This is a genomic window from Longitalea arenae, from assembly GCF_016924755.1.
Taxonomy (GTDB): domain Bacteria; phylum Bacteroidota; class Bacteroidia; order Chitinophagales; family Chitinophagaceae; genus Niastella; species Niastella arenae.
Genome location: NZ_JAFFJX010000020.1, coordinates 34761 through 53358, shown reverse-complemented (window position 1 = coordinate 53358; position 18598 = coordinate 34761). Strand labels below are relative to the sequence as shown.

Sequence of the window (18598 nt, the reverse complement as noted above, 5' to 3'; positions counted from 1 at the left end):
ACACAATCTTAAACCATGAAACCTTTCCTTATCATCCCGCTGTTCATATACATATATTCTATAATAGGCTGTGAGAAAAAAGGGGCTGACCAGCCGGAACCAATCCCTTTACAGGTAGAGGAGGTCACCAGTACCAATGATACATTACAGCCGGTAATAACCATTCCAACCGGTATTAGCTTGCAGCCTACCAGGCCGGTGGCCAATTATCCCTTCGATTGGGAAAACGCGCACCAGATGCCGGTGCCTGCCGGCAAAGCTCCCGTACCTGTTCCATGGAGCGAACAGGCCATCAGAAATTACGATCCCGGCTTGCGCTTTGATTATAAGAAAAGCGATGGCTGGGAACTCGTATATAATAATTTTACAGATGTCATTGAATTTGATAATCGCGTATTTATTTTATATAATAAATTCCGCGGGCTCTTGCGATACTATCTCTATAACACAAGACCCGGCAACCCGGCGGTAGACAGCTACCAATCACTTATAAACGAGATCTGGTTATCGCAGCCAATGAGTACGCCCCTGCTGAATTATGCCGGCCAGTTCATAGTTGATCTTGATGCCAATGCCCGTTCTGCTTCCCTCATTGAGCCCTGGCCGATCCGTGAAGGTGGATGGTATATTACTCAATTTGAACTGGCCTATGACCAGCAGATTACCACTTACACTTCCCGGGACTGTGGTATTGCCTTTACGCTGGCCTTTGCCCGGGTGGATGAGCTTTCGATAAACAATACGCCTGCCAGGAACAAAAATATCTACCTGGAAAAACCGGGACTGCGATTTACCAGTAGTGCAGCGCTGGGACCTGCCATTGGGGAAAACATGCAGGCACATGTGAAATCGATCCAGGGATTTAATGAGCTCTCTGGATTATTGCCGGCTGCAACCATTAACAATCTGCGGCAAGCGATCAATGACAGTACTGCAGGAAATATCCTCAGCGCTACCCTGTCGCCCGGCCTGAATCTGGCTGATTGCAAGCTTAACCTTACGGTTTTATTCAGGCAACATCAGAACCTGGTTGGCTGGATTCCGGCGATCAATTTTCCGGCGCCGGGTACCGATAGCAGGTTGGGTGTGGGATTGAGTCCTTTATTCAATGAACCGGCAGGGATCTTTTACCTGGCAAAAAAACCGGTGATCAAACACACTACCATTAATGGTGATCTTCGTGAGCAATATGCACTCGATGTGTCTTCTATCGAGTATATCATCAACCCATTTACCCGGGCATATGCCGATATCCGCCGTTTCCGCCAGGAGATCGTTGCGGTTGAATCAACGAATACGCGGAATTTGACAGAAGCAAAAATGTATAAAGGAAAGATCTTAAAAGCATCCGCGCCTATCCACGCGCTGGGCGTGCGTGTTTCCTTTGAAGTGGTTCCTAAAAATGGCAGCGCCCCGGTCAGGATCATCAAGACCTTCAAGGCCAATATCGTGGAGGGATAATTTATTTGTTCAAAAATTACAGATTACACTGATTTTAGCGAAATTGGCGGATCATAAGTTCGCCGCATGATGCTTGATGCCCTGGTCAATACACTTACTAAATATGTTACTTTAAGCCCGGAAGAAGTAGATATTATCGAATCGCTTTTTATCTTCAGAAGCTTTCGTAAACGCCAATATATTTTGCAGGAAGGCGAAATAGCCAGGTTTGAGACATTTATTGTAAAAGGCGTGACCAGAACCTTTGAAGTGGATGAAAAAGGACAGGAACATGTTTTACAATTTGGCCTGGAAGACTGGTGGATCGGTGATCTTTACAGCTTTCTTACAGAAACGCCTACCAAAAGCAATATTGATTGTCTCGAAGATACCCAGGTTTACCAGATCACCAAACCGAACCTGGAGATCCTGTATGAAAGGGTTCCGAAAATGGAACGACATTTCCGCATCGTCATTCAAAATGCATATATCGCATCTATCAAAAGAGTTGCCTCCTCCCTCGCAAAAACGGCCACCGAACGGTATCTTGATTTCACGACGCAATACCCGCAAATTGAACAAAGAGTACCTAACCATCAGATTGCGTCCTACCTTGGAATTACAGCCCAAAGTTTAAGCAGGATCAGATCGCAGGCACACAAAAAGCAACAGTAACATTATTCGCCGGCATTTTAATTACCATAGGTTAATTTTTTTCATTATCGTGGGTGATTGGCCGGCCTTCTTCTTTTCAGAAATTTTGTGATAACAAAATATAGCATGTATGAAGAGAATGATCTTTTATACCGATCGATCCATAGCTCCATTTTTATTACGTCTTTTTCTGGCGCTGGTCCTTTTTCCCCATGGCGCCCAAAAACTTCTCGGCTGGTTTAATGGCCAGGGCTTTGCAGCATCCATGGCTTATTTTACCGACACCGTTCATTTACCCTGGCTCATTGGCTTCATTGTTATCATTATAGAATTCTTTGGTCCCCTGTTCCTGCTTTTTGGCTTTGCCGTCAGGCTTTGGAGTATTGCCATTGCAATCGTAATGGCAGGCATTATTCTGACACATTTTACCGATTACTTTTTCATGAACTGGTTTGGCCATCAAAAAACGGAAGGCATGGAATTCTTCCTGTTGGTTATAGGTATGACCGGCGCATTGATCTATTCGGGCGCCGGACGTTATTCTATTGATGCCGGGTACCTGAAGCGGCCCCTGGCTTAAGCGGCAAAGCATTACATTAAAAAAGGTGAAGCTTTTGAAAAGGTTCACCTTTAGCCTTATTCTTATGTTATATCACTTAGACCCCGGCCAGCTTAATGCCGGTTTGGGTAAAAACGATCTTCCGGTTCTTGTACAAATTACCGGTGGTCATTTTAAAGGTCTTTTTACTCATGCCAAAGAAAGAATAAATTTCTTCAGGATTCGATTTATCATTGTAAGGCAGATAGCCGTTGTTCTCCTGTAAAAGCCGCATCACTTTCCCCGCTTCATCTTCTACGCGCTGATAGCCCATTTTTCCGGTGCCCACATCTATCTTATTATTTTCCCGTATATTCTTGATATACCCTTTCAGCTGGTCGCCCTCGGTAATTTCCTGGTAAATATCATTGAAATGCAATACACCCGTATGGCGGTTGTTAATGATCACCACGTAACCAATATCTGTGCGGCGGTATACCAGTAAATCAACCGCGTCCTGCTCTTTTACCGTTAATTCTTCATTGCTCAAAAAAGGTTCAATCTTTTCCGAGGCAGCCACGCGGCCGGTCATTTCATCGAGGTATATTTTTACGATATATTCCCCGCCTACCCGCATGCCCATCAGCTGCTTCGATTTCGGCACAAACAGGTCCTTCATCAATCCCCAATCCATAAAAGCGCCCTGTTTGGTTACCGATACTACCGGCAGTTTAACAATATCGCCAACAATGCCTTTTGGCCGCTGGGTAGTGGCAATCAGCCGGTCCTCCGAATCGTGATAAACAAATACTTTCAGCACATCTCCTACCTTCACTCCATGCGGCACAAAGCGTTTGGGCAACAATACCACGTCCTTATCTTCACCCAGGTACATTCCGAAGTCGAATGTCCGGGCCACCCGCAAGGTATTATACTCCCCCACTCTGATCTTACTGTTTGCCATGTATTTGTGTATTTTCTGCAAAGAACGAGAAAAAAATCGGCAATTTTCGATCAGCGCTTTCTTCCAGGGAAAATGTGCCAAAAAAGAAAACGTTTCTGGAAACATCCAGTTGATTAGTAGTTCTTTTTTTCCGAACTTAGTATTCTTCGGTTATGCCCTGTTATATCCCGGGTAAGCGGCCTCGATCTGGGTTGTGTTAACCTTATTAATGTATTGCCAATTACATTGACTATGAACCTTAATTCCTATTACCAAAGATCACTTCTTTTGCCTTCATTCATCCCTCTTCTCTTTTTATGGATATTCATTGAGGCATCTGCTTATATCCAACTAATTGCCAGGAACCCATCTTAACAGCCATTCATCATAACTTAAAAAAACAATCATTTATGAGACAGGTATTTACTTTTCTTCTGGTATTCGCATGTTATTTGTCGGGTGCCCAGGAAATTATTGTTGAAAAATGGACGCCTGTAAATACCTCGCGGTATTATTGGGGCATGACCTACCTGCCGGTTGACTATAATAACACCACGGCCCCTTTTCCGCTAATTGTATTTGCCCATGGGCTGGGTGAATCGTACGAAGGCACGGCCGACAGTACAGATGTGCCGGCTCGGCTCTATCGAACAGGTATTCCCAAATATCTAAACAGCGGGAACAATATTCCTTTTCTTGTTTTTGCGCCCCAAACGGCAAACGGACAATGGAACAATGATGACATATTTAAAATGATCAACGCTTTTAAGGGCAAATACCGCGTGGACCCTGACCGCATATATTTCACCGGTATTAGTATGGGCGGCCGTGCAATTATGAAATACCTGATTGAAAAACCGAACCCCGCTGACAGCATTGCTGCAGTGGCGCCCGTATCGATGCATTATGAAGTTCGCGATTCAACCATATGGAAAACATTCTCGAGATGGAAGCCTAAAAAGACCATGCTCGTCATGGGTACTGGCGACAATGCCGCCCCCTATTACAGATACACGAACAGTATCAGGTACAAAGACTCTATTAACTCCAACGGCGGTAGTGCGACTTTAAAGGCTGTTCCAGGCGGGCACTATGCCGCTGTGTGGGATTCTGTTTATTACAAAGTAACCAAGGTGGCCGATACACTTGATATCTACAGCTGGTTATTGCAGCACAGGGCACGCCCGGTTGTTTCTCCAAACAGGGTAAAGATCGAAAAATGGATCCCTGAAAACACCAACCGGTATTACTGGGGTATGACTTATTTTCCCAACAATTACCAAAGCTCAGACAGCGCTTATCCGCTGATCATTTACCTGCATGGCGCCGGACAGGGCTATCAGCAATCCGGCTCGGCCGACAGTACCGACATACCATACTACATGTATAATACAGGCCTGCCCCAATATCTTGCTTTGGGCAATGATATTCCCTTCCTGGTATTTGCACCACAATCGCGCATTGGACAATGGGACCTGCATGACCTGAACAAGATCATCAACTCTTTTAAAGGCAGGTACCGCGTTGACCGTAACCGTGTTTATCTTACAGGCGTAAGTATGGGCGCCCGCTCCCTGATAAAGTATTTTCTGGAAACGCCTGCTTATTCAGACAGCATACGAGCGGCTGCACCGCTTGGAACGCATTATATGCCATCCGATTCAACGCACTATAATTTGTCTGATAACTGGGCAGGTAAAAAAATATGGACAACAGTAGGTATAAACGATACAGTTAATGCCAGGTATCAAAATTGTGTCCGGATCACTGACTCCGTTAACGCAAATGGCGGAGAAGCCTGGCTTACTTCCGTTCCCAATGCAGGTCATGATGATGCCGTATGGAATAATGTATACCATAAAAGGACAAAGTTCCGCGATTCACTGGATTTGTACGCCTGGTTATTGCAATACACGCTTAGTCCGGCAAGTCCCCCTGCCACCACGAAAAGCATATTGATAGACGTGGGCAACCCGAATTATACGACCACTGACAGTGGAGGTGTAAAATGGAATAATATTACCAGTGGTTCGCCGGGCGTTTGGATCAGCTCGGTAATGGATACTGCCGGCGTAACACATAACCTGTCTATAAGCGCCGATAAACGGCCGGGCGGCACCTATGGCAGTCCCACTGATCTATCAGTAAACTCAAATGGCATTAATAGCAGCGTGGGAAAATACCCTGCAAGTGCGGTGCGAGACAATATCTACTTCCATCCTTCCGCGGGCATAGTAACCCTCACCTTCAGTATTCCTGCCGGTAAAAAAGCCGATATTACCTTTTGGGGCACCCGGGAAGGTACCGGGCCCCGCATCCTGCAGGTACGTAAGGCAGGCGATTCCATTTGGAAAGAGTATGATGGCGCCTACAACCACACACTGACCAATAATGCCACCTTTACCGGTTGTTATGGCACCCAGCTTATCGAGGCCAGAACCAAGACAGGAAGCAGTTTTGGTCATATTTCTGTTATAGAAATTGCCCTGCGCGATTCGGCCAGCACCTTGAGGACTGCGCAATCACTTATTGCAAGTCGCCTCTCAGTGCCGGTTAATAATATCCTGGATAATACCGTAAAGTTGTTGAATAATCCGGCTAAAGAACAGGCCGTATTGCAGATCAGCAATGAACTGACCGGAAGAATGCAAATAACCGTTATCAATAGCGAAGGTAAATTGGTAAGAAGCTTTTTTACCCATAAACAAACAGGTTTTTTGAGCACGGTGATCAATACAAGCGGACTTAAAACAGGCAATTACTTCATACAAATAAAATTGGCTAAACTGCATACTACCCGCCAGTTAATGGTCATCAAATAACACCTAAAAAAGAAGTATTTAAAAGGCCGCCATTTTGCGGCCTTTTTTTATGCAACAGTTCCTCACAGAAAGTTCAATACCCAAAAACCAGTAACCTTCCCCTGGAAACCCGTAATTTTTTTCCCGTTTCCATAAATGCATTTCCCGATAGCGTAAAGACGACAATTAATAGACGAATAGTTTTGCGCTCTGAAACAACACAGGTTGGTCAGACTATTGGACTGTTATTTAATTATTCGCCAGAACCCTATTATTTGCTATGAACTGTTTAATCAAACTGCGCAGCCTTTTCCTGGTTGCTGTTTTTGGATCTCTTGCTCTTCTTCTTTCGCCGGCACTTTTAGCCCAGACAAATCTGCCGAAAGGAATAATTTCCGGACAGATCACTACTGCCGACAACGAGCCTGCGGAAAGCGTGGCCGTACAACTGGCAGGTACAGAAAAAATGACCCTTACCTCCGAAACAGGTTTTTATATTTTTAAAAACCTGCCCGCCGGAACTTACCACGTAAACGTAACCGTGAAAGGATATAAATCCCTTGAGACCACGGTGGTGCTGGCAGAGAACGGCAAACAAAATAATATTTCCTTTAAACTGGAACTGTCCGATGCGCAGCTGGCCGAAGTAGTGGTTAGCTCCGGCGGCCGATATAAGGTAGATCGCGTTTCATCTTCACTCCGCTTGCAAAGTCCAATCCTGGAAACGCCCCAAAATATACAGGTGATCAGTAAACGAACACTGGCCGATCAACAGGTGTTTGATATTGTTGATGGTATTACCCGCAACGTAAGTGGCGCAACCCGTATGGGTCACTGGGACAACCAGTATGCCAACATCCGCATGCGTGGTTCCAAGATCCCTGCTTTCCGCAATGGCATGAACATCGAGGCCAGCTGGGGCCCTACTGCCGAAGATGCAGCCATGATCGAGAATATTGAGTTTGTAAAAGGTCCCGCCGGTTTTATGCTGGCGGCCGGCGAACCTGGTGGTTTTTATAATGTAGTGACCAAAAAACCTACGGGCATGAATCATCAGTCAGTTACTTTCAGTGCCGGCAGCTTCAGCACCTATCGCGCCGCCGTTGACCTGGATGGAAAACTGAGCAAGGATGGCCGTTTACTGTACCGCCTTAACCTCGCCGGACAGCAAAAAGATTATTTCACCAAATACAATTTCAATAACCGTGTACTGGTAGCCCCGGTGATCAAATACATGATCGACGACAAAACCTCGGTGACCTTTGAATACAGCTACCAGGCCATTAAATACCTCAGCAACGGAAACTATTCCTTCTCCAAAATAAAGCTGGCCGACGAAGGTGTGGCGAATGATTTCTTCTATGGCGATCCTTCGCTGGCACCCGGCAAGATCAAAGATCACAGCGTGTATGTATACCTCAATCACCAGCTCAACGACCACTGGAAAGCACATGCCCAGGTGGCTTATTTCAACTTCAGTATGATCGCTAACTCGGTGTGGCCTTCTTACCTGGACTCAGCAGGTAATATGCGACGCGCATTCAGCATCGGTGATGAGGCCGGCGAGAACCGCTTTGCGCAAATGTCGTTCAGCGGTGAGGAAAGAACGGGCAGTATCCGTCATCGTATTCTTGCCGGCGTTGATTTTGGTAACAAAAAATTCTGGGGCGATTTCCGTCAGTTCTCACCCAATCTCCGTTTCGACCGGGTAAGAAAACCAGATGGCACTACCGAAGAAAGGGTATTTAATATTTATAATCCCATTTATGGATTGCCAGCCGATTCCATTCCTCAAATTGACCGTTCGGTGAATCTCCGTACAAGGGCAGGCGCTACTGTATATGCTACCGTTACCAATTACGGCTCTGCTTATGTACAGGATGAGTTGGGATTCCTGAACAACAAACTGCGTTTGTCACTTGGTTTGCGGTTCACCTATGCCGAAACAGTTGGTAAAACAAAAGCGGCTGATGTGAAAGATCATGTATTCTCGCCGCGCGCCGGACTTAGCTTTTCCATCGACAAACAAACTTCAGTTTATGCATTGTACGACCAGTCCTTTGTTCCGGTTTCAGGCACTGATTATTTCGGAAATGCCTTCAAACCCATCAAAGGCAACGATTTAGAGTTCGGGATCAAAAAAGAATGGTTCGGCGGCCGCTGGGTAAGCAGCGCCACGGTATACCAGATCGATCGCGTGAATGCGCTCACCCCGGATACCGATCCCACACACACCAATGGCTCTACCACTTTCCAGGTACAGCTGGGAGAAACGAGATCTAAGGGAGTGGAAGTAGACCTAAATGGAGAATTGGCGAAAGGATTGAACCTGGTAATGAACTACGCTTATACCAGCTCGAAAATAACGAAAGAATCGCCCAATCAAACTACGAAGACTGTAGGGAATGTAACGCCCAATACCGTAGGTCATATTACCAATGGCTGGTTATCTTACCGCTTTACCGGCGGAGCGCTGAACGGTATCGGCCTGAATGGCGGCATTCAATGGCTGGCAGAGCGATATACCGGCACTACGCAAACGCCCAACATGCCAAATTATTTCCGGGCAGATGCAGGTATTTCTTATCAGAAAAACAAAATGGGGCTGTCGCTGCTGGTGAATAACCTGCTCGATGCACAACGCCTGCTCACGGCCGGCTCTCTGGATACGAATCCGGCTTCAAAAACCACCTTTTACAGCTATATAGTGGAACCACGCCGTAACCTGAGAATGTCGATCACCTATAAACTGTAAGTGCTACCACATATGCGTTACCAACCCATTTCCACATCACCAAAAGCCGCTGCACGCAGGAAAAGCGGCAAATCCCTGTTCCGTACCATTAACGACTGGTTGCACCTGTGGCTGGGCCTGATTTCCGGTTCGATCGTTTTCATCGTTAGCATAACCGGCTGTATCTATTGCTTTCAAAAAGAGATCAGCAGCCTCACGCAACCCTACCAGTTTGTTACCGCAGAACCAAAACCTTACCTGAGCCCTTCTGTGCTAAAGAAGATCGCTGAGCAACACCAGTTCGGCGATAAGGCAGGAAAACCCGGTTCGGTTATCAATGCGGTTCAGTATCCTGGTAAAGGCAAGGCGGCCATTGCCACCTACCGCGACAAAAAAACGGGTTACATGATGATCTACATGAACCCCTATTCCGGTGAAGTGCTGAAAGCAAAAGCGCTGGAAAAAGATTTTTTCCGCATCATACTCATGGGTCACTTTAACTTGTGGTTGCCGCGCGAAATAGGTCAGCAGATTGTAAGTTGGAGCACACTGATCTTTATTTTCCTGCTTATCTCGGGATTGATCATGTGGTGGCCAAAGAACCTGCGGAAAGCGAATGTAAATAAGAGCTTTAAAATAAAATGGAAAGCCACGTTCAGGCGGGTGAATTACGACCTGCACAATGTGCTGGGCTTTTATGTGCTCATCGGCGCACTGATCATTGCCATCACTGGTATTTACTTCGGATTTAAATGGGTGCCCAAATCAATTTACTGGGTTGCTTCCGGCGGCAAAAAAATGCCGGACAGAAGAGCGACGGTATTTTCCGATACCACGAATGTTCCGGTGCAAACGGCCCTGTATTCACCTGAAGACAGCGTGTGGCATAACATGAACCGGCTGCATAAAGGCCAGGGCAGTTTGCAGATCACCTTCGCCCATAAATTCAGTGATGTTATTGCTGCTTCGCACAACCCCGAAGATGGCACTTATTACAAGAACCTTACGCGGTACTTCGACCGCTACTCGCTGAAGGAAATCCCTGGCAAAAGCATATTCAACAAACCGTATGAGGAAGGCAGCACAGCCGATAAGCTCATAAGAATGAACTATGATATTCATGTGGGCGCTATTGGCGGCATTACCGGCAAGATCATCGCTTTCCTCATCAGCCTGGTATCGGGCAGTTTACCCATCACCGGTTTTATTATCTGGTTTGGAAAAAAACGAAAAGCTAAAAAGCCTGCTGTTAAACAGAAAGCTGTGGTGAGAGAATTGGAATTGGCTTAGAATAAGTTATTCAGTTATTCAGTTCAGCCTCGCGACTATATTTAACTTAATAACTTAGGAACTTAAGAACTCAGGAACTCAATAACTGAATAACTTATGAACACAGGAACTCATAACTCAGGAACTTAATACTAAATAACTTTTTTTACTCTGTACGTAAAGTCTTCACCGGATTGGCAATAGCCGTTTTAATGCATTGCAGACTGATCAGTCCCAGGGCCATGGCCGAAACAGCGCCCAATACCAGCAAATAGGGAACAATATCCTGTTGAATACGATAAGCAAAATTTTGTAAAAAATGTTCGGTGGAAAAATAAGCCAAAGGCCAGGCAATAGCATTGGCCACAATGATGAGGAACGCATATTCTTTCAGGAACAGTAAAATAATATTAGCGGCCCGGGCGCCCAACACTTTACGAATGGCAATCTCCTTCATTCGCTTGTTGAGCGTAAACGCCACCAGACCCAATATCCCCAAAAGCACAATGATCAAATTAAGCGCTGTAGCCACCTCAGCCGCCGTTTTTAATTGCAGCTCCGACCTATACATAGCCTGGAATTTATCATCCATAAACGTATAATCGAACGGTGCATTCGGCAGCATCGACTTCCATTTGCTTCTTATAACATCCATGGTGGTAGACAGATCACCTGCCTGCAGTTTAACTACCAGGTACCTGTATGTATTCGAGTTCCTGACATATGAAAATCCCACAGGCCCGATGGCTTCCTGCAGGGAAGAAAAATTGTAATCACCGATCACACCAGTGATCGTCGTTGGTCCGCCCGGCGTCTCGATCTTCCGGCCAACCGCATTTTCGGTGCTAAGTCCCAGTTGTTTTACAGCCGTTTCGTTCAATACAGTACCAGACCTTTCATTAGCAAAAAAAGACCCTGCTTTTACCGGTATGCCAAATGTTTTTGCATAATCCTCATCCACAGAAGACCAGGGCAAACTCACCTGTTTTTGCGCGCTGGATTCTTTCGGCGGATATAAGATAATGCGGCCATAGGGGGTGCTTTCCGGCAGATCAAAAGCCAATGAAACGCTTTTTACATGCGGCACCTGTAACAATTGCTGCTTCACCGTTTCCATTTTTGCAACACCTGCTGAATCCCACTGCTTTGGGAAGGCCGTTATCACAAGCAATTGGTCTTTGTTATAGCCCAGATCTTTATTGAAAATGTAAGTGACCTGTTTCGACAGGTTCAGGGCGCAGATGAACACCAGCATGGCTAGTGAGAACTGGACAACCACCAGGGCGCGCTTCAGGCCAAGGCTCCCTTTGGCAGTATCCAGCTTGCCTTTTACGGCATGGATCAGGTTGATAGCACTCAGCACAAAGGCAGGATAGATACCGGCCAGGATCCCAATAGCAAAAACAAGCAATGCAAAGAGGAAATAGGTTGCCCCTTCAAATTGCCAGAAAGACGGCAGTGTTGAATTTAACACCTTCGAAAAAACCGGAATCAGCAGCTGATAGCAGAAAACAGAAAAAACGGCGGCAATACCTGTAAGCATCAATGACTCTAAAAGAAACTGCCCGATCACCTGCTTCCTCGCACTGCCAAATGTTTTGCGCAGGCCAATTTCTTTTAACCGGTAAGTAGAAGTGCCAATATTGATATTTACAAAATTGATGATCACCATTAATAAAATGAAACCGGCGATCAGCGTCAGCACGAAACACATTTTCTTCACAGCACCATTGTTATCATTAAGATAATAATCTTTCACCGGCACTGCGTTTGAAGAAAGGTTCTTCCAGATGAAATCTGACGAATATTTTTTTAACAGCCTGTTCAAAGCGTCAATTACCGAACTGTGTTTTACCCCCGGCTTCAATTCAATAAAGCTGATCTCATTGGGAAAGTCCCAGGGCAACGAAGGATCACCTATTTGATAATACCGGCTGCCGGTGGTAGGCACATACACACTATAAGAATTACCCAATAAATGGGTTACAGAGTTGAAAGGGATATCTTTCAATACGGCACTTACCATATAATCCTGGGTAATGCCGGCAACCGTTGTCTGAATATTGGTCGTTTTACCAATAGCGTCGGTTGTTCCGAATAATTTGCGGGCAAGCGTTTCCGTAATTACCGCGGAACTGCTGTTGGGAAATGCATTGTTCTTGTCTCCATACAGCAGTGGAAAGCCATACATGGCAACTAGCGTGGTATCACATATGGCGATATCTTCCTTAAAATGTTTATCACCCGCCGATACTACATTGGTAACGGGGTTATACCTGAAATAGTTGGCAACCAGGTCGGGATATTCCTCCTTTACAGCTTTTGCCAGGGGAGAAATGGACGTGAGCTCGGACCCGAGATCCTTTTCTTTCCAAATGGTCTTAAGATAATACTGTCGCTCTACATTCCGGAGATCACTGTTCACCCTTTGCTGGTTCATTACATATACTCCAATGATCATGGAGAAAGTAATGCCAATGGATAAACATAAAACATTGATGGCTGAAAATAACCGGTGTTTGGTAAAGTGGCGGAAGGCAATAACGAAGTAATTTTTAAGCATGTCACATTCGATTAAAAGTTTATTTCCCCGGGCCAGGTTTATCAGGCGACAAGAGGCATGCCAGACTGAAAATCCCTGTGGGGTAAGCCTTCCTTCAGCTGCCAGAGAAAAAAGGTGTACGAAAACGTACACCTGGTGTCCGCTTTCAATGTTGTTCGGCAGACAATACTCATTAAATTGCAGGCTATGGCGACTAAAATTGCACAAATTTTGGGCAGGTTCGGGCTAGATTGGTTCATACTTTCGATCATTGGCATGATCATCTTAGCCTCACAATTCCCGGGGCCTGGCATTGCGAAAGGGCCATTCTCCATTTCATCCCTGGCCAATATAGGTGTCTCTTTTATTTTCTTTTTTTATGGTTTGAAACTGAACCGCCAGAAACTGGTGGCCGGGTTAAGCAACTGGCGCCTGCATCTGTTAGTACAGGCATGTACGTTTATCCTGTTCCCGGCAGTATTGTTGTTATTCCGGCCCTGGCTTAACCAGGGGGAGACGGCAGTATTATGGCTGGGCAGTTTTTTCCTGGCGGCTTTGCCTTCCACAGTTTCTTCATCGGTAGTAATGGTATCGATTGCCCATGGCAATATTCCGGCCGCCATTTTCAATGCCAGCATTTCCAGTTTGCTGGGTATCGTTCTTACACCAGCCTGGATGGCACTGGCCACTGGGGACAATAACCATCATATTGACATGAGCGATGTAGTGATAAAATTGTTGTTACAGATCCTCTTGCCGGTAGTGGCAGGTTTGCTGTTGAACCCAACGCGTTTAGGCCAGTTAGCAGGAAAATACAATAAGCAGTTAAAGTATTTCGATCAGCTTACCATACTCGCAATTGTTTATACGGCTTTCAGTGAATCGTTCAGTCAGCATATGTTCAGCACCCTCGGTGTGGGCGAGTTATTTATACTGGGCGCCTGTTTACTGGGCTTGTTCTTCTTTGTATATCTTATTACCGGGAGTATAACCCGCTTACTTCATTTCAACCGGGAAGACAGGATCACCGCTACCTTCTGCGGCTCTAAAAAATCACTGGTGCATGGCACCGTAATGGCCAAAGTGATATTTATGAACAGTCCGCTCATGGGCATCCTGCTTCTGCCCATTATGTTGTATCATGCATTGCAACTTATTGCAGTAAGTATCATAGCACAAGGCATGTCGCGGCGAAGATAAACAGTCTTGCGCTCATTGATCCTTTTCCAAAGGCCGGATCACCTTGCAGGGATTACCGGCGGCAAAAACGTCGGCCGGAATATCTTTGGTAACTACGCTTCCCGCGCCGATAACTGACCGGTCGCCGATGTTCACACCCGGACAAATAACCGCACTGCCTCCTATCCATACATCTTCGCCGATAGTTATTGGTTTGGCATATTCCAGCCCGGAAGCGCGTTCTTTATAATTGATAGGATGAGTCGCCGTATAAATTTGTACGTTAGGGCCAAACAGGGTTCTGCTGCCAATGGTCACCTGCATTACATCCAGGATCACACAGTTGAAATTGAAGAATACATTGCGGCCCAGCTTGATATTATAGCCATAGTCGCAGTAAAAGGGCGGTTGCAGCCAAAGCCCATCGGCGGCGTTGGGTAGAAGCTCTTTTAAGATCCGGCTGCGTTCTTCCGGCTCATCTTCCCGGGTATCATTTAGTGCTTTGATGAGCAGCCGGGCCTGCAGTCTTTCTGCGGAAAGCTGGGGATCGAGCGCATTATAGAGCTCACCGGCCAGCATTTTTTCTTTTTCGGTTTTCATGATGGAAATTTACTGTAAAAATTGTGCCTGTGAAATGAGCATCAGATGATAGAATATTCATCAAAATCGGTATGCTAAACGACCATATCGTTCCATGCTGTTATTTCATCGTTGAACGAAATAAATTCAACTGTTTATGCTTGATTGCAGGCTACACATAAAAAAGGTATGTTACCGTGGATAACATACCTTTTCCATTATTTTAAAAACCAGCTTTTAGCCGAAATACTGCTTTTTCCAGGCATCGAATGCAGCCTGGTATTTTTCTTGGGCAGGTGCAATGATCTGCTCTGCCTTTTCTATCGCATCCAGGTTAAACCGGGTCTTCAGCCACTTCTTAAAGTTTTTCGCATAATCACTGGGTGTATGATCTGCATCTTTATAAAAACTGACATTCCTGTATACTATCGGCTCTACATCGAGGGTAAGCAATTGCAATAAACCTTTTATATTCTCGGCAACTATGAATTCCCCGCCTTCATCTCCAAAAAGAACAACGGGTAACCTGTGCAAACCAACGGTATTTTCATATTGCCATAAAGCATAAAATGAACCGCTGCCATTTGCCTGGGCGAAAGGCATCAACCTGCCAAGAAAGGCAGGCTCATTTGACCATCCGTTCTTCAATCCGCTTTTGTCGTCATATTGCAGACCGAAGCCCTGTGCATAACTCTCAAATCCCGCTTCGTCCTGAAATTCCAATAACTGGCTCAATGCTTCCGGGACCGCTTTCCCATCGAAATTTTTCGAAAATTCCTGTAAAGTTGCCATAGAATCAGATTTAAAATATGCATCCTTAAACGAAGTTGGTATTGCATTATTTTAAAAAAAAGGAAGATTTGCGAGCATAGGCAGACGTTACCCTACTGTCAGCGGCGCTGAGATAGCGTCTATCTTGTTTGCCTGATGCGGACATCGAAAATATACTAAACATGTATGAAAGAATTCCGAGTCAGCAAACCGGAAAAGACCGAAGGCCTGGCTCAGCTTCCACCTCCCTGCGGATCTTGCCTAATGCGGTTCGCGCCTGTCTTGCCTTTGGCAAATTTCTCGTTCAGCGCCTGCTCCGCCCTTGGCGGATTTTGCATTCTGGCGCCTTTCCCGCCCTGGGCAGATGTCGCGTTTCTCAAATGCCTTCTGCGCAAAAAAAAGCGGTACACACCTGGCTTTCGCCGGCATGTACCGCGGGGTGAGCAGATTTACAATTCTCAGGTTCTCTTGTGAAATAAGTATGCTAGTTATGAATAGGGTACCGGAAATTCCAGGTCATCAATTTCTGCGGCCAGTATTCACCACTCACCATATGCCGGTTTTTCATGTATTGCTTGTTCTGCAGGAAGGCTTAATTAGCAAAAAGCGACTCAAGTTTTTTATTCAGCGTTTCACCCCGTAACCCGGTTGCAATGATCTTTCCGGCGGGATCGATCAGGAAACTGGCTGGCACGGCACGGATGCCATATAATACGGCCACCTCATTGTTCCAACCTTTCAGATCAGACACCTGTGTCCAGGGCAGGGCGTCTTTCTCGACAGCTTTCAGCCAATAGTCTTTATTATTATCCAATGATACACTAAGAATATCGAATCCTTTGGCCTTGTACAGTTGATATTGTTTCAGCAGATTGGGGTTTTCGGCACGGCAGGGACCGCACCAGCTGGCCCAGAACTCTACCAGTACATAGCGGCCTTTATAATCGGTAAGCTGCACTGGTTTACCATCCGGTGTACTTTGCGTAAAGTTTTGCGCAGGTTTTCCTTCTTCTACTTTACTCAACAGGTCAATGCGGGCGGCAATTTCTTTTCCAACATTGGTTGCTTTAATAGACGCATCGAGCCCGTTGAACAGTTTAATGCTATTGGCCAGCGTATTGGTGCTGGTATAGGCCAGCAATTCCTTCGCAGCTATATAACTCTTCGGGTGGTCGGCAATATATTGGTGCCTTGCTTTGAATTCCCAGTTGTACTGGCTATCGGCTTTGGCCTGAAGTTCCTTCGCGGCAACCGTGTCGCCAGCCTGCTTCAGCTCATAGGCTTTTTGAAAAAGCGCGATGGTCCTTTTACGGTTATCCATTAACTGTTGATTGAAGGCTTCAAATTCCTGTACAACACCTTTACCGGTCACTTTCGTATTGTACATGGAATCAGCGTCGCCGGTTACCATAATGGGCGTATTCTCAATATACAGGTCAACCTTTACCCTGAACGTTTTGGAAAATATAAAGCCGGGCACGGGCTCGTTCACATGCCCTTTAAAAGTAAATGCACCATTTTTAACTTTTGCCGTATCGGTTTTGGAAGAACCGAGTGTGCCGTAATTCAGGTATACCACACTATCGGTAAAATGGGCCACTTTTGCATTTATAATGAATTGCGGGGCTTTCTTTTGCGCCAGGGCACTGTTCGTTATCAACAGGAATAAGGCAGCTTTTAACAAGGCTCGTCTCATGATTTGTGTTTAATATTCTTTAAATAAATTATTTCTTGACTGTTACATCAACCGGTGTACCCGGTATGCCAGTATATCTCTTAAGGATCTCACCTGTTTTGCCGGTACTGATATCCAGGAAGTATATGGTTCCCTCAACGCCTGCGATCAAAGTATTTTCATCATCAGCCAGCTTGATCATGGAGACTTCTTTGCCGCCAAAATCGGTCGTGAGTGGTCTGAACTCCTGGTTAAGCGGATTGTACCGGTAGATCTTATCTCCGGAAGTAAAATAAAATATCTCCTTTTTGGTACCTGTCCATTTCGTGTTCGGAGTGATCAGTGCAGGCTGCGCAAATGCGCGTTTATACCCTGGCGACAGTTCTATGAATCCTTTAAAAGCAGCGCTAAACTGTATTTCATACAGGGCGCCATCGCCTGACCTGCCAAAGGCAAAACAGTTATTGTCATTCAGCTGTTGAAAATGCAGCAGATCCAGCTGAACGTTCCTGGGGTCGAAAGCAGTCACATTTGTTACCTGGTAACCGGTTCCTATATAAGCAGGCGAACCGAAATTGGTAAACGCCACAAATTGTTTCCGGTTTTTATCATATCCCAGGAAGTAAGGCATTACGCCGTTAAATGCCATCCGTTTATACAGCTCGTAATCACCAGCGGCAGGCACGCCAAAATAGCCATAGATATCACTGCCATAATAGGTTTGCCAGGAACCAATGTATAATTTGCCATTAATCACGCCGCGCAGAACACCATCCTGCGAAGTCTCCAGGTAACCGGGTTTCGCAATAGCAGGCACATCAAAAAAGTTCTTACGCAGGGTTTTCATCTCCAACAATGTGCTCGTATTCAGGTGCACACCACCGTCATTGGAGCCATTGAACGTTACCCAGTAACCTAATTGAGGAACCGGTGAAATAAATTGCTTTATGAGATCTATGACCTGTAACGGTTCGCCAGGCAGATCGCTGCCATGCAGGGCCTGATAAATCCGAGACAATACGGTACTGTCGGGTTTCACAAAACTCAACTGCGAAGTATTGCCTTCCTGGCTTAGCACCAGGGTGCCCACAGAGAACTGGGTACGGCCGGCAATCTTGAACTGCTGGAAATATTTCATTCCGTTCGAACTATCAGTTACTGTCAGCCGCACCCCATATACACCGGGCTGCAGCGAAAAAATAAAATTCAGGGGGCTGCCGGTGAGGTCAATGGAACGGGCCTCTGCAGGAATATCGATCCGCCAGTGGTATCCAAACTTCGCACTGGGATCCGTGCTCTTAATAGTGGGTTGAATAACGAGGGTATCGCCCAGAAATACATTATAAAAGGTATCGAGGTTGCTTATCTCCGGTTTTGCAAGCGGGTGATAATCATAATTGCCTTTATCTTTATAACAGGCCAGCTGCAGCAGCGCAAAGGCAGTGAGCATAGCCAGGATTGATCGCTTCATTG

Annotated in this window: 13 protein-coding genes; 7 read left to right on the top strand and 6 right to left on the bottom strand. The window is 45.8% G+C overall.

Going from position 1 to position 18598, the window contains the following annotated elements; translation table 11 throughout:
• Positions 1–15: 15 nt before the first annotated feature.
• The 3 genes from JT717_RS25185 to JT717_RS25175 all read left to right on the top strand — a co-directional run bounded on the left by JT717_RS25185 (position 16) and on the right by JT717_RS25175 (position 2674).
• Entirely contained in the window at positions 16–1461 is a 1446-nt protein-coding gene (locus tag JT717_RS25185; RefSeq protein ID WP_205513873.1) for a hypothetical protein, read from the top strand.
• Between the two features lie 66 nt (positions 1462–1527).
• Positions 1528–2115: a Crp/Fnr family transcriptional regulator gene (locus JT717_RS25180; protein WP_205513871.1), complete on the top strand. Its 588-nt coding sequence runs from the start codon at positions 1528–1530 to the stop codon at positions 2113–2115.
• Between the two features lie 109 nt (positions 2116–2224).
• Complete coding sequence (locus JT717_RS25175; RefSeq protein ID WP_240348414.1) at positions 2225–2674, top strand: DoxX family protein; 450 nt, start codon at positions 2225–2227, stop codon at positions 2672–2674.
• A 76-nt stretch (positions 2675–2750) separates the two neighbouring features.
• Here the strand turns inward: JT717_RS25175 and JT717_RS25170 are convergent, their stop codons facing one another.
• Positions 2751–3596: a CvfB family protein gene (locus JT717_RS25170; protein WP_205513869.1), complete on the bottom strand. Its 846-nt coding sequence runs from the start codon at positions 3594–3596 to the stop codon at positions 2751–2753.
• A gap of 389 nt (positions 3597–3985) precedes the next feature.
• Between JT717_RS25170 and JT717_RS25165 the strand changes: the two genes are divergently transcribed.
• The 3 genes from JT717_RS25165 (at position 3986) to JT717_RS25155 (ending at position 10400) form a co-directional block, all read left to right on the top strand.
• The gene (locus JT717_RS25165) at positions 3986–6397 is read left to right on the top strand and encodes a prolyl oligopeptidase family serine peptidase (RefSeq protein WP_205513868.1); all 2412 of its coding nucleotides are present in this window, start codon (positions 3986–3988) and stop codon (positions 6395–6397) included.
• Positions 6398–6656: 259 nt separating this feature from the next.
• Positions 6657–9131, top strand: coding sequence for a TonB-dependent receptor (locus JT717_RS25160; protein WP_205513866.1), 2475 nt, complete (start codon positions 6657–6659; stop codon positions 9129–9131).
• 12 nt (positions 9132–9143) lie between these two features.
• Positions 9144–10400 (top strand): PepSY-associated TM helix domain-containing protein, encoded by a 1257-nt coding sequence (locus tag JT717_RS25155; RefSeq protein ID WP_205513864.1) that lies wholly within the window; start codon positions 9144–9146, stop codon positions 10398–10400.
• A gap of 145 nt (positions 10401–10545) precedes the next feature.
• Here JT717_RS25155 and JT717_RS25150 read toward each other — a convergent pair whose 3' ends face one another.
• Positions 10546–12942, bottom strand: coding sequence for an ABC transporter permease (locus tag JT717_RS25150; protein ID WP_205513862.1), 2397 nt, complete (start codon positions 12940–12942; stop codon positions 10546–10548).
• 186 nt (positions 12943–13128) lie between these two features.
• On the opposite strand from JT717_RS25150, the gene JT717_RS25145 reads away from it, so the two are divergent.
• On the top strand, positions 13129–14121 hold the full coding sequence (locus tag JT717_RS25145; RefSeq protein ID WP_205513860.1) for a bile acid:sodium symporter family protein: 993 nt from the start codon (positions 13129–13131) through the stop codon (positions 14119–14121).
• Positions 14122–14133: 12 nt separating this feature from the next.
• Here the strand turns inward: JT717_RS25145 and JT717_RS25140 are convergent, their stop codons facing one another.
• The 4 genes from JT717_RS25140 to JT717_RS25125 form a co-directional block, all read right to left on the bottom strand.
• Positions 14134–14700, bottom strand: a complete 567-nt coding sequence (locus JT717_RS25140; protein WP_205513859.1) for a sugar O-acetyltransferase — start codon at positions 14698–14700, stop codon at positions 14134–14136.
• 216 nt (positions 14701–14916) lie between these two features.
• Complete coding sequence (locus JT717_RS25135; protein ID WP_205513857.1) at positions 14917–15471, bottom strand: hypothetical protein; 555 nt, start codon at positions 15469–15471, stop codon at positions 14917–14919.
• A 571-nt stretch (positions 15472–16042) separates the two neighbouring features.
• Positions 16043–17146, bottom strand: coding sequence for a TlpA disulfide reductase family protein (locus tag JT717_RS25130; RefSeq protein WP_205513855.1), 1104 nt, complete (start codon positions 17144–17146; stop codon positions 16043–16045).
• A gap of 28 nt (positions 17147–17174) precedes the next feature.
• On the bottom strand, positions 17175–18596 hold the full coding sequence (locus JT717_RS25125; RefSeq protein WP_205513853.1) for a PKD-like family lipoprotein: 1422 nt from the start codon (positions 18594–18596) through the stop codon (positions 17175–17177).
• Between the last annotated feature and the right edge of the window lie 2 nt (positions 18597–18598).

Bases quoted from the DNA above. Each gene is read 5' to 3' on its own strand.
- JT717_RS25185 (WP_205513873.1), top strand. From the start codon at position 16: ATGAAACCTTTCCTTATCATCCCGCTGTTCATATACATATATTCTATA.
- JT717_RS25180 (WP_205513871.1), top strand. From the start codon at position 1,528: ATGATGCTTGATGCCCTGGTCAATACACTTACTAAATATGTTACTTTA.
- JT717_RS25175 (WP_240348414.1), top strand. From the start codon at position 2,225: ATGAAGAGAATGATCTTTTATACCGATCGATCCATAGCTCCATTTTTA.
- JT717_RS25170 (WP_205513869.1), bottom strand. From the start codon at position 3,596: ATGGCAAACAGTAAGATCAGAGTGGGGGAGTATAATACCTTGCGGGTG.
- JT717_RS25165 (WP_205513868.1), top strand. From the start codon at position 3,986: ATGAGACAGGTATTTACTTTTCTTCTGGTATTCGCATGTTATTTGTCG.
- JT717_RS25160 (WP_205513866.1), top strand. From the start codon at position 6,657: ATGAACTGTTTAATCAAACTGCGCAGCCTTTTCCTGGTTGCTGTTTTT.
- JT717_RS25155 (WP_205513864.1), top strand. From the start codon at position 9,144: ATGCGTTACCAACCCATTTCCACATCACCAAAAGCCGCTGCACGCAGG.
- JT717_RS25150 (WP_205513862.1), bottom strand. From the start codon at position 12,942: ATGCTTAAAAATTACTTCGTTATTGCCTTCCGCCACTTTACCAAACAC.
- JT717_RS25145 (WP_205513860.1), top strand. From the start codon at position 13,129: ATGGCGACTAAAATTGCACAAATTTTGGGCAGGTTCGGGCTAGATTGG.
- JT717_RS25140 (WP_205513859.1), bottom strand. From the start codon at position 14,700: ATGAAAACCGAAAAAGAAAAAATGCTGGCCGGTGAGCTCTATAATGCG.
- JT717_RS25135 (WP_205513857.1), bottom strand. From the start codon at position 15,471: ATGGCAACTTTACAGGAATTTTCGAAAAATTTCGATGGGAAAGCGGTC.
- JT717_RS25130 (WP_205513855.1), bottom strand. From the start codon at position 17,146: ATGAGACGAGCCTTGTTAAAAGCTGCCTTATTCCTGTTGATAACGAAC.
- JT717_RS25125 (WP_205513853.1), bottom strand. From the start codon at position 18,596: ATGAAGCGATCAATCCTGGCTATGCTCACTGCCTTTGCGCTGCTGCAG.